We start from the raw sequence: 12,111 nt of genomic DNA, 5'->3' as shown, positions 1-12,111 counted from the left end.
TAATGAAATATATCGAGCTCCGCAAGTCCGTTCTTGATGCAAATGCCGCGCTCTACGACCGCGGTCTCGTCATCTCGACGTTCGGTAACGTCAGCGCTATCGACCGCGCAAAGGGTGTTGTCGCCATCAAACCGAGTGGCGTTTCCTATAAGGCAATGCAGGTCGCAGATATCGTTGTAACCGACCTCGATGGCAATATCCTAGAGGGCACGCTGCGACCATCGTCTGATCTCGATACGCACCTGGAACTCTACAAAAGCTTCAAGTCTATCGGTGCCGTGGTCCACACGCACTCGTTCTTCGCGACGGTGTGGGCCCAATCCGGCCGGGGTATCCCTGCCATGGGAACGACCCATGCCGACTATTTCAACGGAACGATCCCCGTTACTCGCAAGCTGCGCGACGACGAAATCATAGACGGTTACGTCCGCAACACGGGCAAGGTCATCGTCGAGGCACTCGGAAACAATGCGCCGCTCTCCGTCCCCGCAGCCCTGGTTAACGATCACGGCCCCTTCTCCTGGGGCAAGGACGCAGCCGCCGCCGTTCATAACGCGGAGATGCTCGAGGCTGTCGCCAAGATTGCCTTCCACGCCCGGCAACTGAACCAGGACGATCCAGAAATTTCCGACGCTTTGCTGGACCTCCACTATCAACGCAAGCACGGCCAGTCGGCGACCTACGGCCAGCCAGACAGTTCCAAGTAGGATTATCATGTCGATTGTAGCAGGAGTTGATTTCGGAACCTTGAGCGTGCGGGTAACGCTAGCTGATTCCGAGAAGGGTTCCCTTGGAACCTGCGTCGCGGAATATCCTCTCGAGCGGCGTCGTTCCGATCCCGACCTGGCAACGCAGTCCCACGTAGATCATATGGAAGCGCTTGTGCTGGCGATGCATCGAGTGATCGACGAATGCGGCGTAGATTCCAAGGAGATCCGTGCGATTGCGGTCGACACGACCGGGTCCTCGGTGTTGCCTGTCGACAAAAATATGCAGCCTTTGGGGGACTACTACCTCTGGTGTGACCACCGCGCCAAAGCGGAAGCCGAAGAGATAACGGCGATGGCGCACGACATGCACATTGAAGCAATTGAATGGTGCGGCGGAACCTATTCCCACGAGTGGGGCTTTGCCAAGCTTCTCCACTGGATGCGCCACAACCCCGACCAGCGCGAGCGCTTTGGGACCGCCGTGGAACATTGCGACATGGCAGCCGCCGTCCTCACCGGAGTGACCGACACGGCTCGCATGGTGCGCAGCGTCTGCGCCATGGGACACAAGTGGATGTGGAACCCGAAATGGGGTGGCTTGCCCTCGCAGGCTTTCTTGTCCCGCGTCGATCCGCTTTTCGACGGCGTGCGCGAGAAGATTGGCGGAACATATCAGACCTCTGCTTCGATCGCAGGTGGGCTCAGCACATACTGGGGCGAACGACTCGGCCTGACCGCCGGGATACCAGTTCCCACGGGTGCGTTTGATGCCCATTGGGATGCAATTGGCGCTGGCTGCCGTCTGGGGGACGTCGTCAATGTGATCGGTACGTCGACCTGTATCATTGCCGTTAGTGAACGTGTGAAGCTAATCCCCGGTGTTTGCGGCGTCGTCCCAGGGAGTGCACATCCAGACCTTGTGGGAGTTGAGGCAGGCCTGTCTGCGACAGGCGACCTGTTCGACGCAATAGCACGACGTGCCGGCACGACGGTGTCCAGGCTCGCTGAAGGCCTGGAAAGCATCGAAGGCGGAAAGACCGGTCTGATGCGTCTCCCCTGGGACAACGGGGACCGGACGGTTCTCGTCCGCTCCGACCTTGGTGGAATGACGCTTGGCTGGCATCTCGGCCATACAGCGCAGGACGAACTGTATGCCGCGATTGAAGGTACGGCTTTCCATACACGGGTTGTCCTGGAGCGGATGGAGCAGCACGGCGTTCCAGTCAACCGCGTCATTAATGGGGGAGGTATCCCGCAAAGGAACGACATCCTCAACCAGATCTACGCCAATGTTATAGGCAAGCCCATATTGGTCCCCGACGGTATTCCGACCGGTCTCGGTTCGGGAATATTCGCCGCTCTTGCATCCAAAGATCATGGATCAATCGAGAGCGCTCAGGCAGCCATGTGCGTGGGCTACAGAAAGTTTGAGCCTGATCCGAGCACGCGCGGACGTTATGAGACCCTCTATCAGCTGTTCAAGCAGGTCTATATGGGCTTTGGCACCTCGAGCCTCGCAGACTTCTCGCAAGTTCTCGGAGACATCAAGCGGATTGCTGCAGGTGAGAGTATTCGGTCCGAGTTTGGCCACCGTGCCGCGCGCAAGGTAGCATTGCTATGACCCGCTGTGCTCTTAGATCAGATGTCTATGGATCGAGAACGTGATGGCGTCACTTCCATCCATTCGTGCAATACAGTCGTTCGTCGCAGCCGGCAGAAAGGGTTCATTTCTCGAGGCTGCTGCCCAGCTGCAGCTTACTCCCTCGGCGATCAGCCACCAAATCAGGCTGATGGAAGACGACCTTGGGGAAAAACTCTTTCACCGCATTGGAAGGAACGTGTCGCTCACCGAGATTGGCGAGCGATACCACCGTGATCTTTCAGAAGCGCTTTCGATGATTGAGCAGGCGACCGATGAGGTGTGCCGGCGCAACAGCGTCGACGTCCTGAGCGTCGGCTGTGCTTCAAGTCTGGCTTCGCTATGGCTTATGCCAAGATTGCCTCGGTTCGAAGAATTGTATCCCTCGATCGAAATCAGGCTTCTGTCTACATCGGATCCTGCAAAATTGTCCGATGGCTCGGTCGATGTCGATATCTGCTACGGCAGCGCTCCTCGACTGGGCTCTATCGCGGCGGAGGAGTTCCCCCTTGAGACAATCGTCGTAGCCTGCTCTCCCGAGGTGGCGAATGGCGAGCGGCCCATACGCAAGCCATCGGATCTGGTGGGCCACACCTTGATCAAGTCGGAGCAGACGCTTTACAGCTGGCAACAATGGGCGAAGGACCACGGCTTGGCGATTGACGTCAATCGCGGCGCTCGATTTCGCGATGCGTTTATGGCGATCGCGACCGCTGTCGAAGGACGCGGCGTGTGCCTGGAGAGCTACCGGCTTCTTGAACGGGATGTGGAAAGAGGTAACCTCGTCCTTCCGTTCGGGATGACAGGCCCCAACCTTCGTTGCCACACGCTCACATATGTCCGCTCGCGGCTCAGATCAGAAAAGGTCAACGCGTTCAAGCAATGGCTGGAAAACGTATGGCTTGAAGACACTGCCTCGGCTGAAATGCGGGCGCGAGGCTGATCGAACCTCTGACGGGCAGCAAGATCGTCCGGCGTTCTTTAAAACGCCGAGACAGCAATATGCGTGATGCCCAACCTTCTCTTAGCCATGCCTCGAGATTTTTTGAAGTTTTTGCGATTGCGAGGCGAGCGGCCACCGAGCACGATATGCGCCGTCTTCTGTCCTTCTCACCAGTCTATGCGCTGACGACTTCAAGGCCATAGCTGTAGGACCGTGTCAGATCGCGCTCCGGGCGGCGCTATCCGCGACTTAAGAGCCCGCAAGTCTATGGCTGTCAGACACGACGAGCAGGCAAAGCTGTCGCGAAGAGATCAATTGAGGCTGGCAGCTCTCAGACAATCTGGATTGATATTAAGAGCGAATGCCTCCATATGTAGAGAATGATTTAGCGCGGCGTGAGCCGATTACAGGTGTTGGCGGGCGATGCAGACGGACCTACAGATATCCAGACAAAGTGCGACGTTGCGCGTAAAAGTTGAGGAGACTCTACGTCAGGCGATAGCCAGTGGGCGATTTAAGCCCGGCCAGCGATTGGTAGAGCGAGAACTTTGCGAAATGCTGGGCGTCGGCAGGACCTCGGTTCGCGAGGCAATGCGACAGCTCGAAGCTGAAGGCATTATCACAAGCTATCCCCATAAGGGACCGGTCGTCAGTACGATCACCTACGAGGAAGCGCAGCAACTCTATACCGTTCGGGCTCTTCTTGAAGGATTCGCGGGCCAGCAGTTCGCTGAGCATGGCACTGCCGCCGACATAGCGACACTTCTAGCCGCGGTGGTCGAATTCGAAGCCGCTGCCGAAAGTGGCGTCGGTGCGCGCCTCATAGATGCGAAAAACGCGTTTTACAACTGTTTGATGGACGGCAGCAAAAACGTGTTCGTAAGGCAAATGCTGACAGCTCTGCATAATCGGATAAATCTCCTTCGAATGACAACCATGACGCAACCGGGACGGCTTGCGCATAGCATTGCCGAAATTAGGGATATTGCGAACGCAATCCAGAATCGCAACGGGCCGTTGGCGGCGGCGGCCTGCAAATTCCATATCGACCAGGCTGCCAAGGTCGCACTTGAATACCTCCGGAAGAACGCAGCGCCAGAAACTTAAAATTTCGATTGACAGATTGTCTGATAATCTTTTTAATCCTCTCTGAAGGAAGGCGGGTTTCATTGCTCGCACGCGTCCGGAGGAAAAAATGTCATCGACACTCAACGCAACGCGCGTGGCCTTTATAGGGCTGGGCGCGATGGGCCAGCCTATGGCTCAACATCTCATTTCGGCGGGCTTCGATGTCGTCGGTTTCGACCTCTCGAAAGACGCCAAGATAAAGCTCGCTGATGCGGGCGGGCGAGCCGCCGAAACGATTTCTGACGCCATGGTCGGGGCCAGTTTCGTGATCACCATGCTTCCGAACGGCAAGATCGTGCGCGAGGCGCTGCTGGGCGAAAACGCCTGTGGCGGCCTGAAGCAGAATGCCGTCGTCATAGACATGAGTTCGTCTGCTCCAAACGACACAAGGGAACTCGGTCTCGAACTTGCTTCTCGTGGCCTTCGGCTGGTTGACGCCCCGGTCTCCGGAGGCGTCAAGCGCGCCGTTTCTGGCACCTTGACAATCATGGCCGGTGGGGAGGATGCTGATATCGAGGAGGCCGAGCCGCTGCTGAAGGCAGTGGGACAACAGGTGTTCCGGACGGGGCCAGTTGGCTCGGGTCACGCGATGAAAGCGATTAACAACTTCGTATCCGGTGCAGGTGTGCTGGCGGCGATCGAGGGTGTCCTTCTTGGACGCGCCTTCGGCCTGGAGCCGGCGACGATCGTCGATATTCTCAACTCGTCGTCTGGAAAGAACAACGCCACCGAAGTGAAGATGAAGCAGTTCATCCTCTCTGAGACGTTCGGGTCGGGATTTGCCATTGGCCTGATGGCCAAGGATATCCGCATCGCCGCCGATCTCGCCAAGACGCTTGGTCTTCGCCTCGATGCTCTCGCCAGCACGGCAGACGCCTGGGATGCTGCACAGAAGGCGCTAGGCCCATCCGAGGACCACACCCGCATCATCCGATACATCGAAGATCACAATTAGCCTCGGAAACTCGCGAATTCGGGCTAAACAGACAGATTGTCTGATAATCAGTTGATCTTGTCGTAGACAGTAAAGCTAGGAGCGTTGTCGAATGACCGCCACGAAAGAAACGAAAGTGAAAACACACGGCAAGGAGCGGCCTGTCCCTTCGAAACAGTTCGCTCAAGGGCTGGCGACGCGTCGTGAAGTCATGGGCGATGCCTATGTCGACGCAGCACTCGGTAAGGCGACCGACTTCACCTGGCCTATGCAGCAGCTCGTCACTGAGTATTGCTGGAACGAGATCTGGAATCGACCAGGCCTCGACAGGCGCGCGCGGTCCATTCTGAACCTTGGCATGATCTCTGTCCTCAATCGTCCGCATGAGCTCAAGGGCCACGTGCGCGGCGCGATCAACAACGGCCTCACCAAGGAGGAAATCCAGGAGATTTTCCTGCAGGTCGCGATCTACGCCGGCGTACCGGCGGGCATCGACAGCTTCCGAAACGCCCAGGAGGTCTTCAACGAAATGGGCATCTGAAGCCGCCGCCGCTGGGCGTGGCGGAAAATTTTGAAAGGCGTGGATCGGCCGCGCCGTTTTAACCAGGGAGGAGCCGAACTTGGCCATCGATCTCGAGAAGTTCAAAAAACTGGCGCTGGAGGACTTCGAGTTCAAGCGCGAAACCCGTTATCTCAACGGCATTATCAAATGCGATTTTCCGAGCCGCAGCGTCGCACTCCACTTCGAAGACGGCAAGATGGTGAAGGTCGAAGAAGCCGCCTACGACGACGAGAAGTGCAAGATCGTCATCCGGGGCACGGGTGAACAGTGGGACGCGCTTCTCCAGAAGAAGCCGCGGCCGTTTTATCAGTGCCTGCAGTCGTCAAACATCAAACACGGTCTGTTCCTTAGCAACAATAACGAAACCTTCGCGTATCTCCCTGCGCTCAATCGCATGACGAACCTGATGCGCGAAGCCCGCCCGGAAGGAGTAGCAGCATGACCAGGCATGATCCAATCACGGGCCGTTACGTCTACCTGACGATCGAAGGCATCGAATATCGCGTCTATTACGAGGAAGCCGGAGAGGGCATTCCCTTGCTTGTCGGTCACACGGCGGGCTCCGACGGCCGGCAGTACCGCCACACGCTCTGCGACGAAGACGTGACCAAGAACTTCCGCGTTATCGCGTTCGACTTGCCCTATCACGGGAAGTCTCTTCCTCCACACGGCGTTCGCTGGTGGGAGAAAGAGTACAACATGACCAAGAAGTTCATGATGGATTTCCAACTGGAACTCTCTAAAGCTCTTGGTCTGGACCGCCCCGTTTATATGGGTAGCTCGATGGGCGGACATCTTGCTATCGATCTGGCGTCGAATTACCCCGACAACTTCCGCGCTACTATCTCCGTCGAAGGGGCACTGCGCTCGGCTGCCGAATATGTCGATGTCGGCATGGCAGGCATTAGGAAAGAATTCGACAACCCAAACGTGAACCGCACCTCCATCGGCGCGGCCATGATGCTCAATATCTCGCCCTACTCACCAGAAGCCAATGTCCGCGAAATCCAGTGGGAATATAGCTGCGGCGGTCCGGGCGTCTTCGCAGGTGACCTCTATTACTACTACTACGACCACAATGTCTCACCCGAAGAGGCGAGCAAGATCGATACGTCGAAGTGCATGCTGTACTTCCTGACGGGCGAATACGATCCGAATACCTCCCCGGCCGACACCAAGATCGCCGCCGATCTCGTCAAGGGCAGCAAGTTCTGGACGATGGAGAAGCTCGGTCATTTCCCGGTCACCGAAGACTACACCGAGTTCAGAAAATACCTGCTGCCGATCCTCGAGGAAATCCGGCAGGCATCCGCAACCAGGGCGAAAGTCGCCTGAAACAATCTCTTGGGAGGAGCATCCAATGAGACGGAGTTTAACCGGAACCATGGGGGCGCTGATCGCGGTCAGCGCCCTGACGACCACGGCCTGGGCTGACGGCGTCGACCAGCTCCCCGCCAACGAGAAGAAAATCTACGAGGTCGTCGACCCGCAGGTTCCGCTCGGAGCGAGTGCCTACAAGGACTTCAAACCGAAGAAGGGACCGCCCTGGAAGATCGGCTACGCCAGTAGCTATGCCGGCAATACGTGGCGCGCAGCGGCCCTCGATGCCGTCATGAATGACCTCTTGCCGCGCTCCAAAAAAGCGGGGCTCGTATCTGAAGTCGTGGTCACTCAGTCCGACCTCAAGGACGCCGTCCAGATTCAGCAGATGCGCCAGATGGTTGATGATGGTGTTGATGCCATCATCATCTGCTGCTCGAACGTCACCGCTCTCAATCAGACGATCGAGTACGCCTATAAGGCAGGCGTTCCTGTCTTCTCGTTTTCGGGATACGTGACGTCGCCTTACGCGATCAACGGCGCTGCCAATCACGCGCAGGGCGGCGGCGAGATGGCGATCTGGCTCGCAGACAAGATCGGCAAGAAAGGCAACGTGCTTCTCGTGTCGGGCATCCCTGGCTTCGCCTCATCCGACAGCTTCGACAAGGCCGCCAAAGACGCGCTGGCAAAGTATCCCGACATCAAGATTGTCGGCGAAGTGGCTGGCAAGTGGACCGACCAGGTAGCACAGGTCGAGGTGCAGAAATTTTTGGCGACGAACCCCATCCAGATTGACGGTATTCTGACACAGGGCGCGCAGGAGAACGGCGTGTTGAACGCCATGCTCCAGTCGGGCCGCGACATGGTGCCTATTACGCTAGGCGGAGAGGCTTCGGCGGCATGTTACTGGCGCAAGAATCCGGAATGGATCGATGCCGGCTTCCATATCTGGCCGCCGCGCCGCGAGATGCAGCAGATGTGGGAGATCATGCTTCGCACGCTCGAAGGGCAGGGGCCAAAGGTGCAGTCCTTCCTGCGCCCAGTCCTGCCGTTCACAATCGATGACGTTCGCGCTGCGATCCCCGAGGATTGCGATTTGAACTCGACTGATTTCGTCGAACCTAAGGCGGACGGATGGTTCCCAAGTGCGATTGCCGACCAGTACTTCGAGCGTCCTGCCGATCCCTGGAAGCCGGTAGCCCAGTAAGCCGGATCCGCCCGGTGGCTTAACCGCCGGGCGGGACCTTGGATGATCGTAAAAGCCGCCTTGGCGGACGTTGCGGGTGGGAGGTCTGCGATGGGCAGCGAGATAACAGTCAGAATGATAGATGTCGCCAAGGCGTTCGGGGAGACGAGGGCACTCAAGAAGTGCGACTTCGAGGCCCGCGCCGGAGAGGTGCACGCCATCGTCGGCGAGAACGGCAGCGGCAAGAGCACGATGGCCAAGATCATGTCGGGCGTTTTGCACCCGGACGCTGGCAAAGTCACGATCCTGGGTGAAAAGGTTGCCTCGCCCGTCGACGCCAAGCGGGTCGGCCTGACCACCATCTTCCAGGAAGTACTGGTTGCCGACGAGGCCAGCGTGTTCGAGAACCTCTATGTCGGTCGTGACGGTGTCTTTCGTTCGCAGTCGACCGGCGATCGGCGGACAGAAGCGGCTGAAATCGTGGCGCGGCTCGTCGGAAAATCCGTAGACCTCGATCAACTGGCAGGCAGCCTCCCACTCAGCATCAAACAGTGGATCGTCATCGCCCGGGCTATCCTTCGCAAGCCGCAGGTGCTGATTCTCGACGAATCTTCGGCCGCGCTCGACCTCGACTCGACCCTCCGGCTCCATGCGGAAATCGACCGCCTTCGTGCCGAGGGCGCGACGATCCTCATCGTCACCCACCGGATCGCGGAACTCGTGCGTATCGCCGACCGTGCGACGATCCTGCGTGATGGGATAACTGTCGGTACGCTCGGAAAGGACGAGATCACCGAGGAAAACCTGCTGTCCATGATGACGCCGGCAGATCGGCGCGCCAGCGATGCGACAGAATACGCCTCCCGAAAGAAGGCGCTCTCGGCCCCTCTAATACTAACTGCGACTGGTCTCGCCGCACACCGGTCGGCGCGCCTGTTCGATTTCGACCTTCCCAAGGGGAGCATCGTCGGCGTGGCCGGGCTTGATGGGCAGGGGCAGGACGCTTTTATCCGCGCCTTGGCCGGCATCATCCAGCCGTTCGGTGGCGAGGTGAAGGTCCGCTCGGTGGATACGGACAAGATGGTCCCGCTGCGATCGCTCGACGATGCTGCAAACCTCGGTGTTTCCTACGTCTCCGGGGACCGCAAGCGCGAGGGTATTTTCCCGCAACAAAGCATCTTCGAAAACCTCGCCATCGGTGTCTACAGGAAGAAGCTCGGCCCCCTGGGTGTGATCCGCAAGCCCACGCTGAAACCGATGTTCAAGCGCGAAGTGGATCGTCTGCGCATCAAGATCGGCAGCCCGTCGAACAGGATCACCTCACTGTCGGGTGGCAACCAACAGAAGGTGCTCATCGGGCGCGCCTTCGCAAACGATCCCCAAGTCATCCTCCTGAATGACCCCGCCCGCGGCGTCGATCTCGGCACCAAGCGCGACCTCTACCGCGAACTCCGCCTGTTTGCTGAAAAAGGCGGCAGTGTCATCTACCTGTCGACTGAGATCGAGGAGTTCATCGGGTTTGCCGATCGCGTCGACGTGTTCTTCGGGGGAACGTTGTTTCGATCCCTGACCGGCGAGGAAATCGCCGAGGCACCAATCCTCGCCGCTATGTTCGGGAAAGCCCGGGACGCTTCCGTTGATTTCGATCTGGAAAGGACCGCATGATGTCTGCAACCGCTTTCCGTCAAGTCACGCAGGACCGCTCGCTGTACGTTCCGGCCGGGCTTTTCCTTGTCCTCCTTTGCGCCGTCGCCTTCCGTGGCCAAGGTCTGTTCACGAACAATGGTCTGGCCGGAGCCATTCTGGTTGCAACGCCGCTGATCCTCACCGCGCTCGCGATAACACCGATCGTCATGGCGGGCCGCGGAGCCGTGGACCTTTCCGTCGGACCGCTGATGGGCTTCGTCAACGTCACGCTCATTACGTGGCTGGTCGGCAACGGCATCACGCACCCTGTGGCCATCATTGCCTGGGCGGTGGGATTGGGAGCGGCGTTCCAGTTGGTGCAAGCGCTCGTGATCATCTACGTGCGCGTCGCGCCCATCATCGTCACGCTCTCCGGTTTCCTCGTTCTGTCGGGCGTCAACCTGATGGTCATGTCGCGTCCCGGCGGTGTCGCTCCAGACTGGATGCTAAGCTGGGGCGCGGGAACGAGCGTATTTTCGCCTGTCCTGTTGCTTCTGCTCGGCGCTTTCGCAATCTGGGGCGTCCTGAGGGGCACGATGTTTTACCGCAACCTGCGGATGACAGGCGCTGACGAGCGGATGGCCTATACCAGCGGTGTGCAGGTCGACGTCGTGCGCATCATCGCCCATATGGTCGGCGGCGTTTTTGCTGGGCTCGCCGCATTGAGCTACACCGCGCTGATCTCATCCGGCGACCCGACCCAGGGCAGCACCTACACGCTGCAAGCGGTCACGGCGCTGGTCCTTGGCGGCGCCAGTCTCTCCGGGGGGCGCGGCGGTGCGCTCGGCTCGACGCTCGGCGCGATCAACATGTTCCTCATCTCGTATCTTCTGTCCACTTTCAACTTCGGTACGGTTTCGGGCTTCGTTACGCAAATGGCCTTTGGCCTGATCCTCGTTGGATCACTTCTCGTGAACGTCTTCGTCATCAGCCGCCGCACTGTCGCGTGAGGGAGTAAGGAAATGATCTCCACTGTCTTGAACACAGAAATCGGCGCGGCCCGTGGCGCCAGCCCTTTGCGCAAGCACAAGAGTATTTCGATCGGCTTTTGTCTCCTTGCATGTCTGCTCATTCTTGGAGCGCTGCTCGTGCCGGGCTTCGTGTCGCCGCAGAACGCGCGATCGATCCTCCTGCTCGCCGCCTTCCTGGGGCTGGCGTCTGTCGGGCAGACGCTCTGCGCGCTCGTTGGAGCGCTGGATCTTTCCATCCCATACATCATCGGTGGCGCCAATATCCTGCTTCCAAGCCTCATGGTGGCGGGTCTTCCGGCGCCCGTCGCCATGATCGTCGTGCTCGTCCTTGGCACTTTGGTCGGGGCTTGCAACGGCGCCCTCAGCTTCCGGCTGCAGGGTCAGGCGCTGATCATGTCGCTCGGCCTGGGTTTCGCGGCCGTCGGGGCGGTCCAGATCTACACCTCGCTCGGATCGCAGTTCGGCGGTACCGTCTTTGCGCCCGTCCCCGGATGGCTTCGCAACCTTTCGGCGTTCAACGGCAAGTTCTTCGGTCTGCCGTTTCCACCGGTTATCGTCATATGGGCTTTCATCGCCGTCGCCCTGGGCTGGATAATGCACAACACCTGGTTTGGCCGGAGCCTCTATGCTGTTGGCGGGAGCCGCACGGCCGCCGCCCGCCTCGGAATCTCGGAATTCAAGATCTGGACAGTGATCCACAGCGTCAGCGGGGCGATGTCGGCACTCACCGGAATGCTGCTCCTCGGTTTCTCCGGCGGCGGTTTCGTCGGGGTCGGTGATCCCTATCTGTTCACCACCGTGGCGGCGGTCGTTATCGGCGGAACATCTCTTCTAGGTGGTGCCGGCGGGTATGGAGCGACGGTCCTCGGCGTCCTCGTGCTTACTGTCCTGACCTCGCTTCTCGTCGGCCTGGGGCTCAGTTTCCCGGCACAACAGGCCGTCGTAGGGCTGCTGATCGTCCCCATGGTCGCGATCTACGCCCGCTCACCACACATCCGTAATCAAATTTGAACGTTGCATCGAAAGGAATAT

The 12,111-nt window shown here is 58.9% G+C and carries 12 protein-coding genes; all 12 read left to right on the top strand.

The features are described from left to right. Positions 1 to 2 precede the first annotated feature (2 nt). The 12 genes from araD to PH558_RS26235 all read left to right on the top strand — a co-directional run bounded on the left by araD (position 3) and on the right by PH558_RS26235 (position 12,090). Complete coding sequence (gene araD / locus PH558_RS26290; protein WP_179613270.1) at positions 3 to 707, top strand: L-ribulose-5-phosphate 4-epimerase AraD; 705 nt, start codon at positions 3 to 5, stop codon at positions 705 to 707. Positions 708 to 714: 7 nt separating this feature from the next. Then, on the top strand, positions 715 to 2,331 hold the full coding sequence (locus tag PH558_RS26285) for a ribulokinase (RefSeq protein WP_097607814.1): 1,617 nt from the start codon (positions 715 to 717) through the stop codon (positions 2,329 to 2,331). Positions 2,332 to 2,374: 43 nt separating this feature from the next. After that, a complete protein-coding gene (locus tag PH558_RS26280) occupies positions 2,375 to 3,292 on the top strand; it encodes a LysR substrate-binding domain-containing protein (protein ID WP_179613269.1) in 918 nt (305 codons plus the stop codon). Between the two features lie 423 nt (positions 3,293 to 3,715). Further along, complete coding sequence (locus PH558_RS26275) at positions 3,716 to 4,399, top strand: GntR family transcriptional regulator (RefSeq protein WP_015341888.1); 684 nt, start codon at positions 3,716 to 3,718, stop codon at positions 4,397 to 4,399. 88 nt (positions 4,400 to 4,487) lie between these two features. Further along, on the top strand, positions 4,488 to 5,375 hold the full coding sequence (locus tag PH558_RS26270; RefSeq protein ID WP_015341889.1) for an NAD(P)-dependent oxidoreductase: 888 nt from the start codon (positions 4,488 to 4,490) through the stop codon (positions 5,373 to 5,375). 91 nt (positions 5,376 to 5,466) lie between these two features. Next, positions 5,467 to 5,895 carry a carboxymuconolactone decarboxylase family protein gene (locus tag PH558_RS26265; RefSeq protein WP_004129705.1) on the top strand — a complete coding sequence of 143 codons (429 nt, stop codon included), beginning with the start codon at positions 5,467 to 5,469 and terminating at the stop codon, positions 5,893 to 5,895. 79 nt (positions 5,896 to 5,974) lie between these two features. Next, positions 5,975 to 6,358, top strand: coding sequence for a hypothetical protein (locus tag PH558_RS26260; RefSeq protein ID WP_004129699.1), 384 nt, complete (start codon positions 5,975 to 5,977; stop codon positions 6,356 to 6,358). Next, positions 6,355 to 7,251 (top strand): alpha/beta fold hydrolase, encoded by an 897-nt coding sequence (locus tag PH558_RS26255; RefSeq protein WP_004129697.1) that lies wholly within the window; start codon positions 6,355 to 6,357, stop codon positions 7,249 to 7,251. The genes PH558_RS26260 and PH558_RS26255 overlap by 4 nt, the downstream gene beginning before the upstream one ends. A 25-nt stretch (positions 7,252 to 7,276) precedes the next feature. Next, entirely contained in the window at positions 7,277 to 8,443 is a 1,167-nt protein-coding gene (locus PH558_RS26250) for an ABC transporter substrate-binding protein (RefSeq protein WP_015341890.1), read from the top strand. A gap of 90 nt (positions 8,444 to 8,533) precedes the next feature. Further along, a complete protein-coding gene (locus tag PH558_RS26245) occupies positions 8,534 to 10,087 on the top strand; it encodes a sugar ABC transporter ATP-binding protein (protein WP_015341891.1) in 1,554 nt (517 codons plus the stop codon). Beyond that, entirely contained in the window at positions 10,084 to 11,058 is a 975-nt protein-coding gene (locus PH558_RS26240) for an ABC transporter permease (RefSeq protein WP_015341892.1), read from the top strand. Before PH558_RS26245 ends, PH558_RS26240 begins: the two co-directional genes overlap by 4 nt. 12 nt (positions 11,059 to 11,070) lie before the next feature. After that, positions 11,071 to 12,090: an ABC transporter permease gene (locus PH558_RS26235; protein ID WP_004129685.1), complete on the top strand. Its 1,020-nt coding sequence runs from the start codon at positions 11,071 to 11,073 to the stop codon at positions 12,088 to 12,090. The last annotated feature ends 21 nt before the right edge of the window (positions 12,091 to 12,111 follow it).

The sequence above is a fragment of the Rhizobium pantanalense genome (assembly GCF_030182525.1).
In the GTDB taxonomy this organism is placed as follows: Bacteria; Pseudomonadota; Alphaproteobacteria; order Rhizobiales; family Rhizobiaceae; genus Rhizobium.
This window is presented reverse-complemented; position numbering and strand designations above follow the sequence as displayed.